Annotated in this window: 16 protein-coding genes and 3 tRNA genes; 14 read left to right on the top strand and 5 right to left on the bottom strand. The window is 67.2% G+C overall.

The window, feature by feature from the left end:
• Position 1: 1 nt before the first annotated feature.
• From thiL to apaG, 3 genes are read right to left on the bottom strand one after another with little or no spacing between them, the layout of a single operon-like run.
• Positions 2 to 967, bottom strand: coding sequence for a thiamine-phosphate kinase (gene thiL, locus FFS09_RS20520; protein ID WP_137920763.1), 966 nt, complete (start codon positions 965 to 967; stop codon positions 2 to 4).
• A complete protein-coding gene (tlpB, locus tag FFS09_RS20515) occupies positions 960 to 2,981 on the bottom strand; it encodes a transporter-like protein TlpB (protein ID WP_137920762.1) in 2,022 nt (673 codons plus the stop codon). Before tlpB ends, thiL begins: the two co-directional genes overlap by 8 nt.
• A gap of 41 nt (positions 2,982 to 3,022) precedes the next feature.
• Positions 3,023 to 3,424, bottom strand: coding sequence for a Co2+/Mg2+ efflux facilitator ApaG/CorD (gene apaG, locus FFS09_RS20510; RefSeq protein WP_137920761.1), 402 nt, complete (start codon positions 3,422 to 3,424; stop codon positions 3,023 to 3,025).
• Between the two features lie 86 nt (positions 3,425 to 3,510).
• Here apaG and rpe point away from each other — a divergent pair, with 86 nt between their 5' ends.
• The gene (gene rpe, locus FFS09_RS20505; protein WP_137920760.1) at positions 3,511 to 4,194 is read left to right on the top strand and encodes a ribulose-phosphate 3-epimerase; all 684 of its coding nucleotides are present in this window, start codon (positions 3,511 to 3,513) and stop codon (positions 4,192 to 4,194) included.
• Between the two features lie 64 nt (positions 4,195 to 4,258).
• Here rpe and aptA read toward each other — a convergent pair whose 3' ends face one another.
• Positions 4,259 to 5,611: an omega-aminotransferase AptA gene (gene aptA, locus FFS09_RS20500; RefSeq protein ID WP_137920759.1), complete on the bottom strand. Its 1,353-nt coding sequence runs from the start codon at positions 5,609 to 5,611 to the stop codon at positions 4,259 to 4,261.
• A gap of 93 nt (positions 5,612 to 5,704) precedes the next feature.
• Here aptA and FFS09_RS20495 point away from each other — a divergent pair, with 93 nt between their 5' ends.
• Entirely contained in the window at positions 5,705 to 6,652 is a 948-nt protein-coding gene (locus tag FFS09_RS20495) for a LysR family transcriptional regulator (protein ID WP_137920758.1), read from the top strand.
• Positions 6,649 to 7,341, top strand: coding sequence for a phosphoglycolate phosphatase (gene gph, locus FFS09_RS20490; protein WP_137920757.1), 693 nt, complete (start codon positions 6,649 to 6,651; stop codon positions 7,339 to 7,341). Before FFS09_RS20495 ends, gph begins: the two co-directional genes overlap by 4 nt.
• Here the strand turns inward: gph and FFS09_RS20485 are convergent.
• Positions 7,333 to 7,923, bottom strand: a complete 591-nt coding sequence (locus FFS09_RS20485; protein ID WP_137920756.1) for a chalcone isomerase family protein — start codon at positions 7,921 to 7,923, stop codon at positions 7,333 to 7,335. The genes gph and FFS09_RS20485 overlap by 9 nt on opposite strands.
• Before the next feature lie 417 nt (positions 7,924 to 8,340).
• Here FFS09_RS20485 and trpE point away from each other — a divergent pair, with 417 nt between their 5' ends.
• The 11 genes from trpE to FFS09_RS20430 all read left to right on the top strand — a co-directional run.
• Positions 8,341 to 9,840: an anthranilate synthase component I gene (gene trpE, locus FFS09_RS20480; RefSeq protein ID WP_137920755.1), complete on the top strand. Its 1,500-nt coding sequence runs from the start codon at positions 8,341 to 8,343 to the stop codon at positions 9,838 to 9,840.
• A 5-nt stretch (positions 9,841 to 9,845) separates the two neighbouring features.
• Positions 9,846 to 10,430: an anthranilate synthase component II gene (locus tag FFS09_RS20475; protein WP_502703750.1), complete on the top strand. Its 585-nt coding sequence runs from the start codon at positions 9,846 to 9,848 to the stop codon at positions 10,428 to 10,430.
• The gene (gene ltaE, locus FFS09_RS20470) at positions 10,427 to 11,497 is read left to right on the top strand and encodes a low-specificity L-threonine aldolase (RefSeq protein ID WP_137920753.1); all 1,071 of its coding nucleotides are present in this window, start codon (positions 10,427 to 10,429) and stop codon (positions 11,495 to 11,497) included. Before FFS09_RS20475 ends, ltaE begins: the two co-directional genes overlap by 4 nt.
• A gap of 18 nt (positions 11,498 to 11,515) precedes the next feature.
• A complete protein-coding gene (locus FFS09_RS20465) occupies positions 11,516 to 12,154 on the top strand; it encodes a LysE family translocator (protein WP_137920752.1) in 639 nt (212 codons plus the stop codon).
• 21 nt (positions 12,155 to 12,175) lie between these two features.
• The gene (trpD, locus tag FFS09_RS20460; RefSeq protein WP_137920751.1) at positions 12,176 to 13,225 is read left to right on the top strand and encodes an anthranilate phosphoribosyltransferase; all 1,050 of its coding nucleotides are present in this window, start codon (positions 12,176 to 12,178) and stop codon (positions 13,223 to 13,225) included.
• Positions 13,226 to 13,238: 13 nt separating this feature from the next.
• Positions 13,239 to 14,039, top strand: coding sequence for an indole-3-glycerol phosphate synthase TrpC (trpC, locus tag FFS09_RS20455; RefSeq protein WP_137920750.1), 801 nt, complete (start codon positions 13,239 to 13,241; stop codon positions 14,037 to 14,039).
• A 7-nt stretch (positions 14,040 to 14,046) separates the two neighbouring features.
• On the top strand, positions 14,047 to 14,778 hold the full coding sequence (locus tag FFS09_RS20450; RefSeq protein WP_137920749.1) for a uracil-DNA glycosylase: 732 nt from the start codon (positions 14,047 to 14,049) through the stop codon (positions 14,776 to 14,778).
• Positions 14,779 to 14,840: 62 nt separating this feature from the next.
• A tRNA-Tyr gene (locus FFS09_RS20445) sits at positions 14,841 to 14,926 on the top strand.
• Positions 14,927 to 15,002: 76 nt separating this feature from the next.
• Positions 15,003 to 15,076 (top strand) — tRNA-Gly (locus FFS09_RS20440).
• 77 nt (positions 15,077 to 15,153) lie between these two features.
• Positions 15,154 to 15,228: transfer RNA gene (locus FFS09_RS20435), tRNA-Thr, on the top strand.
• A gap of 51 nt (positions 15,229 to 15,279) precedes the next feature.
• On the top strand, positions 15,280 to 15,386 hold a 107-nt coding region (locus FFS09_RS20430; protein ID WP_208454991.1), incomplete at its 3' end, for a GTP-binding protein.

The raw sequence follows: 15,386 nt of genomic DNA, 5'->3' as shown, positions 1-15,386 counted from the left end.
TTCAGGCGAAGTGGTCGAAGCTGCGCGCGTCGAACGTCACCGGCTGGCCATTCACGTCGAGCAGTCGCAGGCCCGTGTCCGCCACGATGCACCCGATGCGCGTGACCGGCGTCTGGCTTGACGCGGCAGCGGCCGCGATGGCCGCGCGCGATGCGGGCGGCGCCGTGAACAGCAGCTCGTAGTCGTCGCCACCAGCGAGCAGGCATTCGAGGCGCTGCGCTTCGGGCAAGGCCTGCAGCGCAGGCGCCACCGGCAGCGCGTCCACATCCATCTCGGCGCCCACACCGCTGGCCCGCAGGATGTGGCCCAGGTCGCCGGTCAGGCCATCGCTCAGGTCGATCGCCGCGCGCGCGCCGGCCGCGGCCAGCAAGGCACCGAGCGCGTTGCGTGGCGTGGGGCGTTCCAGCCGCGCGCGCAGGTCCGCGCCATGGGCTGCTGCGGCCCAGTCGCTGCCCCGCAGGTGTTCCAACGCCAGCCGCGCTTCACCGGTGCGGCCACTCACATACAGGTCGTCGCCCACGCGCGCCGCGTCGCGGCGCAGTGCCTGGCCGGGTTGAACTTCACCGAACACGGTGATGCAGATGTTGAGCGGGCCACGCGTGGTGTCGCCGCCCACCAGCGGGCAGGCGTGCGCGTCGGCCAGCGCGAACAGGCCGCGCGCGAAGGCGGCGAGCCAGTCGTCGTCCGCGTGGGGCAAGGCCAGCGCGAGTGTGAAGCCCAGCGGGCGGGCGCCCATCGCGGCCAGGTCGCTCAGGTTCACGGCCAGCGCCTTGTGGCCCAGCGCCTCGGGATCCACGTCGGCAAAGAAGTGCCGGCCCGCCACCAGCATGTCGCTGGAGATCGCGAGCTGGTGGCCGGGGCTGGGTTGCAGCAGCGCGCAGTCGTCGCCGATGCCCAGCACCACCGCGCCCGTGTCGTTCGACGGCGCGCGCTGGAAGTGCCGCCGGATCAGGTCGAACTCACCCATGGGCCTGCGGTGCGGCCGGTTCGTCGGGGTCGACCGCTGGACGGCGCGGCGGCAGCAGGAAGCTCAGCGGCGCGGCGCGGATGCGGCGCTGGATCGCCGCGCGGATCAGCTGGCGGTTCACCTCGCTGATGTTCTGTGCGCGCAGCGCGAGGCGGAACGCGAGGTAGAAGCTCACACCCAGGTTGATCGGCCCGATGAACAGCACGCCCGCCACGGCCCACCAGAGCGCGGGCTCGGTGAAGGCGCCCCAGCCCAGCGCCATCGCGGCTGCCGCAACCTGGCCCGCCGAGAGCGTGACGTGGCGAACGTCCAGCCCGATGCCGAAGAAGGTCATGAAGGCTGGCACCAGGCCGAGCATGAAGCCGAGCGAAATGTTGGCCGCCAGGCCCGAGATGTTGCGCCGCATGAAGGCGGCCCAGCGCGCGGCGCGCTCGCGCCCGAGCACAGCCGTGAAACGCGGGTTGTGCTGCATGGCCGAGTCCAGGTTGTGGAACACGTACCAGTTCTCCACCCAGCCCGCGATGATGCTGGAGGCGAACAGCAGCACGCCGGTGAAGGCCGCATAGAGCAGCAGAGGCCCGAGCAGGCTGATGCTCTTGAGCACCTCGTGCGCCTTGTGTTCATCGACCATGGCGTGGCCGGTGGTCCACACCATCAGCAGGCTGATCAGCGCCACCACGGGAATCACCATGCCGATGTTGCCCACGATGGACGCGACCTGCGAGCGGAACAGGTTGGCCACTTCGTCGACGAAGCTGCGCACCGCGCCGGGTTGTTTGATGTCGCGCAGCTTGGCCACCATGGCCGGCGCCGTCACCGCCGGTTGCTTGGTGGCCAGCGTGAGGTGCAACAGCATGATGACCACGAACGAGGTGGCGTAGTTCACGCCATTGGCGAAGCCGCCCCAGAACGCCGTGAGGCCCAGGCCCACCATCAGGAACTTGACCCACACGGTCAGGCCGACGATGGCGCCGCCGCCCGCCGCCTTGCGTAGCATGCCGCGGTACTCGACCGCGTTGCGGGTGATGTAGTGCTCGCCGCTTTCCGCGCTGCGCTCGGCCACCTTGGCCGCCGTCAGCTGCGAGCTGCTGGCGACGAGGGCGCGGATGCTGCGGTTGTCGATGCCCACCTGCGCCAGGTCGGCCAGCAGCGCGGCGGTGGCGCGCTCGGGCTGCTCGGACTGCAGGCAGTCCAGCAGTTGCTTCATGCGCACCACGCGCTCGCGCAACTGGCGCAGCCGGAACACGATGCCCACCGAGACGCCGTGCTCTTCCAGGTGCGAGTACACGGTGTACGCGGCGTGGCGGCAGGTGTCGAGGATGGCGCGCAGCGCGTCGGCGGCGGCCAGGGCCTGCGGGCTGCGCGCGCCGTGCGCGTCGACCGCGCGGCGCAGGCCTTCGAAGTCGGCCGGCAACTGGTGGAAGGCGCGCCCCGCCTTGGCCTCGGGCGACATGCGGCCCCGGATCTCGGAGGCAAAGCCGGTGGCGCAGATCTGGCTGGCGCAGTAGACCAGCGCGTCCATCAGCGCGTCTTCCCAGAAGCTGGAGGGATCGTCCTGCACCGCGGCGTCGGGCTCAGGTTCGATCAGGCCGCTGTGCAGACGCTTGAGCGTCTCGCTGTCCAGCGCCTTGAGCCAGCGCACGTCGAAGCGCGAAGACAGCAGCAGGTCGAACAGCTCGGCCATGTCGGTGGTCTCGGGCGTGCCGGGCAACACCTTCTTGCGCAGGCGGTTGCCGAACTCGCTGAGAAAAGCGGTGCGCGGCGCAAAGCCGTGGTCGGCCAGCAGCGGCGTGATGTCCACCGTGCCGATGAACTGGCGCCACCAGCGGCGCCAGCGCGCCTGCGCTTCGGGCGTGGCCTGTACCGCGTCGACGAAGGCACGCACGCGCGCCACGCTGGCCTGCACATCGCTTTCGTCGCCGCGCACCCAGCGCAGCGCGTTGATCAGCCAGAGGTGGCGCAGCGCCAGCGAGGCGTCCGGGTCCAGGGTGTCGAGCGGGGTGGCGATGGGCATGCGGTCGTGGGGTGTTTGGCCGCGTGAGGAAGCGGTGGAGGTCAGTGCAGGACGCGCGCGGGCGCGTCGCCCGAGCCGGGTGCGAGCAAGTGGAATTCGGGCACGGTGGATTCAAAGCGCTCGCCATCTTCGGCCACGCAGAAGTAGCTGCCGCGCATGCTGCCCGTGGGCGTGGCCAGGCGCGTGCCACTGGTGTACTGGAACGATTCGCCGGGCCGCAGCAGCGGCTGGTGGCCGACCACGCCCAGGCCCTTGACCTCTTCGGTGTGGCCGTTGGCGTCGTCGATGATCCAGTGGCGCGAAATCAGCTGCGCCGTGACCTCGCCCGCGTTGGTGATGGTGATGGTGTAGGCGAAGGCGAAGGCGTACAGGTCTTCATCGGGCGAAGACTGCTCGCTCAGGTATTGGGGTTCGACCTCGCAGGTGAACAGGTATTTCGGCATGGGCGGCATGTTACCGCGCGGCTGCGTCAGGGCAACGGCCCTGCGAGAATGCGGGTCTTCATTCCCCACGCCAGCGCAGCCAGACCATGTCCACCACCACCTACCGCATCGCCCCTTCCATCCTCTCCGCCGACTTCGCCCGGCTCGGCGACGAAGTGAAGAACGTCATCGCCGCTGGCGCCGACTGGATCCATTTCGACGTGATGGACAACCACTACGTGCCCAACCTGACTTTCGGGCCGATGATCTGCCAGGCGCTCAAGCCGCACGCGAAGAAACCCGATGGCACGCCGGTGCCGATCGACGTGCACCTGATGATCCAGCCGGTGGACGCGCTGGCCGGCGCCTTCATCGACGCCGGCGCCGACCTGGTGAGCTTTCACCCCGACGCGAGCACCCACGTACACCGCAGCGTGCAGGCGATCAAGGCCAAGGGCGCCAAGGCTGGCCTCACCTTCAACCCCGGCGCGACGCTGGACGTGCTGGACTGGCTGATCGACGACATCGACCTGATCCTCATCATGAGCGTCAACCCCGGCTTCGGCGGCCAGAGCTTCATCGAGTCCGCACTGCGCAAGATCGAAGACGCGCGCAAACGCATCGAGGCCAGCGGCAAGGACATCCGCCTGGAGGTGGATGGCGGCATCAAGGCCGACAACATCCGCCGCGTGGCGGATGCGGGTGCCGACACCTTCGTCGCGGGCAGCGCGATCTTTGGCAAGCCGGACTACAAGTCGGTGATCGACCAGATGCGCGTGGCGTTGAAGTAACGCCCCGTTCTTCGGCCAGGGCTGAAGGGCCTGCAGCCGCCCCATCCGTGGGCGGCATGCGACATCAAGCGGTGGCGTTGAGGGTCTCGCCCAAGGCGTCCATCAAGCGGCCCAGCTCCGCTTCCGTGCTGATGAACGGTGGGGCGAGCTGGATGGTGTCGCCGCCATAGCGCACATAGAAGCCCTTGTCGTACATCGCCATGGCGATGTCGTAAGGGCGTTTGGCGGGCTCGCCCGGCAGCGCGTCGATCGTGATGCCGGCGGCCAGGCCGAAGTTGCGGATGTCCGCCACATGCTTGCAGCCCTGCAGGCCGTGAACGGCGCGTTCGAAGACCGGCGCCAGTTCGGTGACGCGTTGCATGGCGTGGTCGCGGGCCAGCAGATCCAGCGAGGCGATGCCGGCAGCGCAGGCGACCGGGTGCGCGGAGTAGGTGTAGCCATGGGGGAACTCGAGCATGTAGTCCGGGCCGCCCGCGTCCATGAAGGTGTCGTAGATGTCCTGGCGCGCGACCACACCGCCCAGCGGCTGCACACCGTTGGTCACCTGTTTGGCTATGTTCAATATGTCCGGGGTCACGCCAAAGGCTTGCGCGCCGGTCCACGCGCCGGTCCGGCCAAAGCCGGTGATGACCTCGTCGAAGATCAGCAGGATGTTGTGGGCGGTGCAGATCTCGCGCAGGCGCTGCAGATAGCCCACCGGCGGCACCACCACACCCGCCGACCCCGAAAACGGTTCGACGATGACAGCCGCGATGTTGGATGCGTCGTGCAGCGCAATCAGGTCGAGCAGCTCGTCGGCCAAGGCGGCGCCCACGGGCGGCATGCCTTTGTGAAAGCTGCCCAGCGCGGGCTGCGTGTGGTTCAGATGGTCGGCTTCCACGCCCTGGCCAAACAGCTTGCGGTTGGCCGCGATGCCGCCCACCGAGATGCCGCCAAAGTTCACGCCGTGGTAGCCCTTGAGGCGGCCGATCAGACGCGTCTTGCCGGCCTGTCCTTTGGCGCGCCAGTAGGCGCGCGCCATCTTCAGCGAGGTATCCGCCGCCTCCGAGCCCGAGCCCGTGAAGAACACCCGGTTCAGCCCCGCAGGCATGCGTTCGACGATCTTGTTGGCGAGCTCGAACGACAGGGCATGGCCGAACTGGAACGCTGGCGAATAGTCCAGCGTGGCCACCTGGCGGCTCACCGCCTCGACGATCTCCTGGCGGGCATGGCCGAGCCCGGTGCACCACAGGCCCGACAGGCCATCGAAGATCCGGCGCCCGTCCTGTGTGACGTAGTAGGCGCCTTGCGCGGAAGCGATCAGGCGCGGCTTGGCCTTGAAGTCGCGGTTGCCCGTGTAGGGCATCCAGTGCGCCGCGAGCCAATCGGCGTCGGTGCGCGTGGCGTTGGGGGTGGGGTGGTTGACCGGCATGTCCATGGAAGTGCTTCTTGAAGTGGGTCGGATCGGCGCATTCTGGGGAGATGTTCGGATTGAGAGAATGACAACGTTTCCCAGTAAAGTTGACGATTCATGCAAGCAAACAACCCCACACCCATTGGCCAGCTTGGCGACGTGGACCTGCGCCTGCTGCGGGTGTTCAAGGCCGTGGTGGATTGCCGCGGCATGGCCTCGGCCGAGCTGGAACTCAACCTGGCCATGTCGACGATCAGCCGCCACGTGAAAGACCTGGAGACCCGCCTCAACCTCGTGTTGTGCCGGCGTGGCCGGGCGGGTTTCTCGCTGACGCCCGAGGGGGAGCTGGTGTACGCCGCCACCGAGCAGTTGCTCGCCGCCACCGATGCCTTTCGAGGCAACCTGCACAACATCCACCGCAGTTTGGGTGGTGACCTGCATGTGGCCGTGTTCGAAAAAACCGCCAGCAACCCGCAGGCCCGGCTGTCCGATGCGATCGCGCTGTTCCGGCGGCAGGCGCCGCAGGTGCATCTGCACCTGCACGTGGGCACGATCGCCATGATCGAGCGCGGTGTCATCGACGGTCAGTACCACCTGGGGGTGATTCCCGAACATCGGCGCTCGGACAGCCTGAGCTACGACCGTCTCTTTGAAGAGAACATGCACCTGTATGCCGGTTCCGGGCATCCGTGGTTCGGCGAGGCCTCGAAACGGCACGGGTGGGCGGAACTCAGGCGCCAGCACCTGGCGGCGTTGGGCTACCACTCGCCCAACATGTCGCTCGCGCAGGGTCGTGGCCTGGAGCGGGCCGCCACCGCCAGCGATCAGGAGGCGGTGGCCACCCTGGTCCTGTCCGGCATGTTCGTGGGCTTCCTGCCCGACCACTACGCGCAGCCGTTCGTGGAGGGCGGGCGGATGCGGGCGGTATCGCCCGAGCGGCTCTTTTACCGCTGTACATTTGCCTGCATCCGCCGCCGCTCGCCCGAGCTCCTGCGGATCGCCGAGACATTTCGCGAGGCATTGCTGGCCGCGCACAAAGCCGGCGCCATTTCTACCAAACCATGATCCAACCGACAGCGTTCGCGCCGCACCTTCACGCCGTTCAGGCCGCCATCATCGATCTGGACGGCACCATGGTCGACACCCTGGGTGACTTCGACGTCGCGCTCAACCAGACCCTCGAGGACCTCGGTCGCCCCACCGTGACGCGGGTCGACATCGAGCGCATGGTGGGCAAGGGCTCGGCGCATCTCATCCGTTCAGCGCTGCTGCACGGGGGGCTCAGCGGCGACGAAGCGGTCGGCGTGCAAGCCGACGCCTGGACGCGCTATCAGGCGCACTACCTCGCCATCAACGGCCAGCACAGCGCGGTTTACCCCGGTGTGATCGAGGGCCTCACGGCACTGCGCGCGCGCGGCCTGCCGCTGGCCTGCCTGACCAACAAGCCGCTGAGCTTCGCGCGCCCGCTGCTGCAGGCCAAGGGATTGAGCGGGTTTTTCAGCCACGTGTTTGGGGGCGACAGCTTCGAGCGCAACAAGCCCGATCCGCTGCCGCTGCTCAAGACCTGCGAAGCCCTGGGCACCGCGCCGGCCCAAACCCTGATGGTGGGCGATTCGCAGAACGACGGCATGGCCGCCCGCGCGGCCGGCTGCCCCGTCGTGCTCGTCACTTACGGCTACAACCACGGCGACCCGATCGACCAGGCGCCGCACGACCGGCTGATCGACTCGCTGGCCGAACTGCAATTACTTTGACAGGCCGAGCAGGGCGTCCTTGAGCAGGTGGTCGGCCGGCTTGGGGCCCAGCCAGATGCGCAGCAGCGCGTCGTAGAACTCGGGCTCCTTGAACGGCTCGCCCTCGACCTTGCCCTTGATGGTGAGCACGGCGCCGGTGCCGGGCACCCAGTCCACCAGGAAGTTGTCGCCAGCCTGCAGCTTCTTGTGGGCGCTGAACACCTGGCTCATGCGCAGCACGCCCGGGATGAGTTTGGAGAAGGCGCTGCGGTCCATGTTGTCTTCCATGCCGCGCGAGAACAGCTTGCCCAGTTCGGCCGAGTCGATGTCGCGCAGCATGGTGATGCTGATGCGTTTGGGGCCCTGGGTGGCCAGCACGGCGTCCGGCGTGCCCGCCTTCGCCGCGAGATACAGGCCGGCGGCGTAGACCTTGAACACGGCCTTGTAGCGGATGCCGGCGCCATTGAGCACCAGCGGGCTGCCCGCCACGGTGGCGCGGTCTTCGAGCTTCACGCCGGCCAGGTCGACGGTGGCCGCCTGTGCGAGCGAAGCGCCCAGCAGTGCGGCGCTCAGGGCAAGGGCGGGGAGGAACGGTGTTTTCATCGGTGCCTTCGGGACTGCGGGGTGGGTAAAAAAAGAACGACCGTTCTTTTCGTGGGGATTGTCCTGTCTGGACGGCCCCGCAGGCATCAGGGTTTGGCCGTAAAACCAAAGCTTGGGCGCGTGACGCAGGCCACGGACACGGCGCTTTGCTACACTGCGCCTTCCATGTTCAACCCACGCACACCCTTCACAGGTTTTCTTCCGAGCCGCAATGGCCGGGGAGCCTGGCCCTGGCGTAAGCCAGCGTAAACGTGCACCTTCCCCGGGGTTTGCACAGTCCGCGCGCGTTGACCCACCAGCCGCCGCCACTGTCCCCCACCCAAGCCCGGCAGCCCGCCTGACCGGATGACCAGTCCCCGCAAACCGCGCCCCAAGCGTCGATGACCGCAGGCGTGGCCGATGGAAAGAACGACGAACATGATCACCGAACTGGAATTCAAGAGCCTGGCCCAGCAGGGCTACAACCGCATCCCGCTGATGGCCGAAGCCTTCGCGGACCTCGAAACCCCGCTCTCGCTCTACCTCAAGCTCGCGCACGGACGCGGCGACGGCAAGCACAGCTTCCTGCTCGAATCCGTGGTGGGCGGCGAGCGCTTCGGGCGCTACAGCTTCATCGGCCTGCCCGCCCGCACACTGCTGCGCGCCACGGGTTTTGGCGCCGAGGCGAAAACCGAGGTGGTGCGCGAAGGTGTGGTCATCGAGACCGACCATGGCAACCCGCTGGACTTCATTGCCGCGTACCAGAAGCGCTTCAAGGTCGCGCTGCGCCCGGGGCTGCCGCGCTTCTGCGGCGGTCTGGCCGGTTACTTCGGCTACGACGCGGTGCGCCACATCGAGAAGAAACTCGAAGCCACCTGCCCGCCCGACGCGATGGGCTGCCCCGACATCCTGCTGCTGCAATGCGAAGAGTTGGCGGTGATCGACAACCTCTCCGGCAAGCTCTACCTGATCGTCTACGCCGACCCGGCCCAGCCCGAGGCCTACGCCAACGCCAAGAAGCGCTTGCGCGACCTGCGCGAAGCGCTGAAGTATTCGGTGAGCGCACCGGTCGTCAAGCCCAGCCAGAGCCATCCGGCCGAGCGCGACTTCGCCAAGGCCGATTACCTCAAGGCGGTCGAACGCGCGAAGGAATTGATCGCCGGTGGTGACTTCATGCAGGTGCAGGTCGGCCAGCGCATCAAGAAGCGCTACACCGAATCGCCGCTGAGCCTGTACCGCGCGCTGCGCTCGCTCAACCCCTCGCCCTACATGTATTACTACCACTTCGGCGATTTCCACGTCGTGGGGGCGTCGCCCGAAATTCTGGTGCGGCAGGAGAACACCACCGAGGGCCAGAAGGTGATCATTCGCCCGTTGGCCGGCACGCGCCCGCGCGGCGCCACGCCCGAGCTCGACAAAACCACCGAAATCGAGCTGGTGAACGACCCCAAGGAACGCGCCGAACACGTCATGTTGATCGACCTCGCGCGCAACGACATCGGCCGCATCGCGAAGATCGGCACGGTGAAAGTCACCGAGGCGTTTGCGGTGGAGCGCTACAGCCACGTGATGCACATCGTGAGCAACGTCGAAGGCGTGCTCAACGACAACATGACCAACATGGACGTGCTCAAGGCCACGTTCCCGGCCGGCACGCTTACCGGCGCGCCCAAGGTGCACGCCATGGAAATGATCGACCAGCTCGAACCCACCAAGCGCGGCATCTACGGCGGCGCCTGCGGTTACCTGAGCTACGCCGGCGACATGGACGTGGCGATCGCCATCCGCACCGGCATCATCAAGGACGACACGCTCTACGTGCAGGCCGCGGCCGGCGTGGTGGCGGACTCGGTCCCCGAGATGGAATGGAGAGAAACCGAGCACAAGGCGCGCGCGCTCTTGCGTGCCGCCGAACTGGTCGAGGAGGGCCTGGAATGAAACCCGTGCAGTTGCTGATGGTCGACAACTACGACTCCTTCACCTACAACATCGTGCAGTACTTCGGCGAGTTGGGCGCCGAAGTCAGCGTGTTCCGCAACGACGAGATCACCGTGGCCGACATTCAGGCCCGCCTGGACGCCGGCCAGCTCGACCGCCTGGTGATCTCGCCCGGCCCGTGCTCGCCCGCCGAGGCCGGCATTTCGGTGGCGGCGATCCAGCACTTCGCCGGCAAGCTGCCCATCCTGGGCGTGTGCCTGGGGCACCAGAGCATCGGTGCGGCGTTCGGCGGCAAGATCATCCGCGCGCAGGAACTCATGCACGGCAAGACCTCGCAGATCACCACCACGCGCCAGGGCGTGTTCGCCAACCTGCCCGAGCAGTTCACCGTGAACCGCTACCACTCGCTGGCGATCGAGCGCGCGAGCTGCCCCGATTGCCTGGAGATCACGGCCTGGACGCCGGATGGCGAGATCATGGGCGCGAAGCACAAGACGCTGGCCATCGAGGGCGTGCAATTCCACCCCGAGAGCATCCTCACCGAGCACGGCCACGCCATGCTCAAGAACTTTCTGGAACAGGCCGTATGAACACTGTTGACCTCAGAAGCGATACCGTGACGCAACCGACGGCCGCCATGCGCGAGGCCATGATGGCCGCGCCCTTGGGCGACGATGTTTTCGGCGATGACCCGTCGGTGCAAGCGCTGCAGGAGCGCATCGCCGCCATCACCGGCAAGGAGGCCGCGCTGTTCATGCCCAGCGGCACGCAGAGCAACCTCTGCGCGATGCTGTCGCACTGCGAGCGGGGTGACGAATACATCGTGGGCCAGAACGCGCACACCTACCGCTACGAAGGCGGCGGCGCGGCGGTGCTGGGCAGCATCCAGCCGCAGCCCTTGGCGCAAAACGCCAGCGGGCAGATGCAGCTGGCCGACATAGCCTCTGCCATCAAACCCGATGACCCCCATTTCGCCCGCACGCGCCTGCTGTGCCTGGAGAACACCTGGAACGGCCACCCGATGCCGACCGAGTACCTCGACCAGGCCACCGCACTGGCGCGCGAGCAGGGTTTGGCGGTGCACCTGGACGGCGCACGCGTGTTCAACGCGGCGGTGGCCGCGGGCGGCGACCCGTACGTTGCCGTGCGCGGCATCGTCGACCGCTTCGACAGCGTCTCGGTTTGCTTCAGCAAAGGCCTGGGCGCACCGGTGGGCTCGGCGCTGTGCGGTTCGAACGAGCTGATCCGTCGCGCCTTGCGCTGGCGCAAGATGCTCGGTGGCGGTCTGCGGCAGGCCGGTTTGCTGGCCGCCGCGGCGCACCACGCGCTGGACCACCACGTGCGCCGCCTGGCCGACGACCACGCGCTTGCGCAGCGCCTGGCGCAAGGCCTCGCCGGCATCGAAGGCCTGAGCGTGCGCTCGGCGCAGACCAACATCGTGTTCGTCGACGTGGCGAACGGCCGCGGGCCCGACCTTCTCGCCCACCTGGCGAACGACGGCGTGCTGGGCACCGGCCTGATCGGCCTGCGCTTCGTGACGCACCTGGACGTGGATGGGGCGGGCATCGACCGCGCAATCGCCAGCACCCGCAACTTCTTTGCGCAAGCGGGCGGCAACGCCGCCGCTGCGCGCCCGGCCGGATCGGCCGTGTATTGAACGCAAGAGGAGCACGCCATGCCGGATCTGCCGCAACTCCTGCTCTTCATCGTGGCCGGCTGGCTGCTCAACCTCACGCCGGGGCCTGACGTGCTCTACATCGTGAACCATTCGCTGCGCGGCGGCGCGCGGGTCGGCATGGTGGCCGCGCTCGGCATCTTCGCCGGGTGCTTCGTGCATGTCGCGGTGGCCACCATCGGTCTGGGCGCTTTGCTGGCGACCTCGGCCATGGCATTCACAGTTGTCAAGGTCATTGGCGCCGCCTACCTGTTGTGGATGGGCGTGCGGTTGCTGCGCGCGTCCACGCCGGGCTGGTCGCCCGACGCCGCGCCGGCCGAGCCCGACATGGGCCGCGTGTTCCGCCGCGGTTTCCTCACCAACGTGCTCAACCCCAAGGTCGCGCTGTTCTTTCTGGCGTTCCTGCCGCAGTTCATCGCGCCGGATACGAGTCACAAGACCCTGGCCTTCCTGGCCCTGGGTGTTCTGTTCAGCGTCAATGCCCTGCCCGTGACGCTGGGTTACGCATGGGTGGCGGCCTGGGCCGCGCGCCGCGTGCAACGGGTGCGCCAGGCCATGCACTGGCTCGACCGCGCCGCCGGCCTGCTCTTCATCGGCTTCGGCCTGAAGCTGGCCTTCACCGACCATCCCGCCCAGTAAAAAGAACGTACGGAGCCTCCTATGTCGCCCACCACCGCACACAAGATCACCCCGCAGGAAGCCCTGCAACGCACCATCGAGCACCGCGAAATCTTCCACGACGAAATGCTGCACCTCATGCGCATGATCATGAGCGGCGAGATGTCGCCCGTGATGATGGCCGCCCTCATCACGGGCCTGCGCGTGAAGAAGGAAACCATCGGCGAGATCACCGCCGCCGCGCAGGTGATGCGCGAGTTCTCCACCAAGGTGAATGTGGCCAACAAGACCCACCTGGTCGACATCGTGGGCACCGGCGGCGACGGCTCGCACACCTTCAACATTTCCACCTGCTCCATGTTCGTCGCGGCCGCAGCCGGCGCGCGTGTAAGCAAGCACGGCGGGCGCAGCGTGTCGAGCAAAAGCGGCAGCGCCGACGTGCTGGAAAGCCTGGGCGTCAACATCAACCTGCCGCCCGAAGCCATCGCGCGCTGCATCGAGCAGGTCGGCGTGGGCTTCATGTTCGCGCCCAACCACCACCCCGCCATGAAGAACGTGGCGCCGGTGCGACGCGAACTCGGCATCAAGACCATCTTCAACATCCTCGGTCCGCTGACCAATCCCGCGTCCGCGCCCAACATCCTGATGGGCGTGTTCCACCCCGATCTCGTCGGCATCCAGGTGCGCGCGCTGCAGCGCCTGGGCGCCGAACACGCGGTCGTGGTCTACGGCCGCGACGGCATGGACGAGGTCTCGCTCGGCGCCGCCACCCTGGTGGGCGAACTCAAGAATGGCGAAATCACCGAATACGAAATCCACCCCGAAGACTTCGGCATGACCATGGCCAGCAGCCGCGCGCTGCGGGTGGAAACGCCCGAAGCTTCGCGCCAGATGCTCATGGGCGTGCTCGAAGGCCGTGACGAGCCGGCCCTCAAGGCCGCCAGCGAGATCGTGGCGCTCAACGCCGGCGTGGCGCTTTATGCCGCCAACGTGGCGGCCGACATGAACGCCGGCATTGCGCTGGCCCGACGCACACTGGCCTCTGGCGCGGCATTGGCCAAGCTCGAACAACTCAAGGCCTTCGTGGCCTGACCCGGACACCACCATGAGCGACATCCTGCAGAAAATCGTCACCGTCAAACACGAGGAAATCGCCGCCGCGCAGCGCAAGAAGCCGCTCGATGCGATCCGCTTCGACGCCGAAAGCCGCGTGCTCACGCGCGATTTCGAGGGCGCGCTGCGCAGCAAGATCGCCGCCGGCCGCGCCGCCGTGATCGCCGAAGTGAAGAAAGCCAGCCCCAGCAAAGGTGTGCTGCGCGAAGACTTCATCCCGGCCGATATTGCGCAAAGTTATGCCGAAGGCGATGGCAAGGTCAGCGCCGCCTGCCTGTCGGTGCTGACCGACCGCCAGTTCTTCCAGGGCAGCCCCGACTTCCTCAAGCAGGCGCGCGCCAGTTGCGATCTGCCGGTGTTGCGCAAGGACTTCATGGTCGACCCGTACCAGGTCTATGAAGCCCGCGCGATGGGCGCCGACGCGATCCTGCTCATTGCGGCCTGCCTGGACGACGCCCGCATGGCCGAACTCGAAGCCATTGCGCTGGGTCTGAACATGGCGGTGCTGGTGGAGGTGCACGACCGCGCCGAACTGGATCGCGCGCTCAAGCTCAAGACCCGGCTGGTGGGCATCAACAACCGCAACCTGCGCACCTTCGAGGTGAGCCTGCAGACCACACTGGACATGCTGCCCGACGTGCCCGCGGACCGTCTTCTGATCACCGAATCCGGCATTCTGGGCCGGGCCGACGTGCAAACCATGCGCGCCGCGGGCGTCAACGCTTTCCTCGTCGGCGAAGCGTTCATGCGCGCGCCCGAACCGGGTCTGGCGCTGGCCGAGTTGTTTGCCTGAGGTTGCGATGCAGACCGGCTTCGACTGGGATGGGCCTGCGGCGGCCCCCCGCCTGACTTCGGCCAATCCGTCCGACTGGCCTGTTCAGCCCGGTTGGGCTGGGCTGGTCTCCGGTTTCTGGGCGTCACCCCAGGGCCAAGGCTTGCAGCGCTTTCTGGAAGATCGGTTGGCCCACGGCGCGGTGATCTACCCGCCCCAGCCGCTGCGGGCCCTCGATCTCACCCCACCCGAGGCGGTTCGCGTGGTCATCCTGGGGCAAGACCCGTATCACGGCCCCGGCCAGGCGGAAGGCCTTGCATTTTCCGTCGCGCCGGGCGTCAAGGTGCCGCCCAGCCTGCGCAACATGCTGCAGGAGCTGCAGCGCGACTTGGCCGCACCGGCGCCCGCCGACGGCTCTCTGGTGCGCTGGGCCCGCCAAGGGGTACTGCTGCTCAACACCGGCCTGACGGTGGAGGACGGCCAGCCCGCCAGCCATGCGGGCCGAGGCTGGGAAACCTTGACGGATGCGGTCATCCGCCACTGCGGCGAGACCGGCGGCCCCAAGGTATTTCTGCTCTGGGGTGCTCACGCGCAGAAGAAGGCGCCCCTGATCGATGCCGGGCGCCACCTTGTGCTGAGCGCCAACCATCCCTCGCCGCTGTCGGCCCGGCGCGGCCCGGTGCCTTTCGTCGGGTGTGGCCATTTCGGGCAAGCCAATGCCTGGCTGTCCGGGCAGCGCCTGCCGCCCGTGGCGTGGTGACGCGGTCGAAGGCTTGGAGGTCTCCCGCCATAAATTCATGGCATAATCGCGGGCTGCGCTATGGAGGGGTGGCCGAGTGGTTAAAGGCAGCAGACTGTAAATCTGCCCGCTTACGCGTACGCTGGTTCGAATCCAGCCTCCTCCACCAGCGATCGATGTGACGTGTTAGTGAATGGGAAGTCGCGCTCTTGTGATTCGGTGCCGTGTGGCGCCGGCTTGTTCGGGCGGGAGTAGTTCAATGGTAGAACCCCAGCCTTCCAAGCTGATGACGCGGGTTCGATTCCCGTCTCCCGCTCCATGTTGCGTCGGTTGTGGGCCCGTTTCGGGCTGGTAGTTAGTGAGATTCCAGGGGTGTTCGGCTTGCCGGATGCCTTGGCCCATGTGGCTCAGTGGTAGAGCACTCCCTTGGTAAGGGAGAGGTCGCGGGTCCGATTCCCGCCATGGGCACCAGTTATTTGTATTTGTTCTGGTGTTTCGGCAATTTGTTTTTGGAGCTGAAAAATGGCAAAAGAGAAATTTGAGCGGACCAAGCCGCACGTGAACGTGGGCACGATTGGTCACGTTGACCATGGCAAGACGACGCTGACGGCGGCGATCACGACGGTGCT

This window comes from Hydrogenophaga sp. 2FB (assembly GCF_005503365.1).
GTDB lineage: Bacteria > Pseudomonadota > Gammaproteobacteria > Burkholderiales > Burkholderiaceae_C > Hydrogenophaga.
The sequence above is the reverse complement of the archived record's forward strand: the minus strand, read 5'-3'. Positions and strand labels throughout refer to the sequence as shown.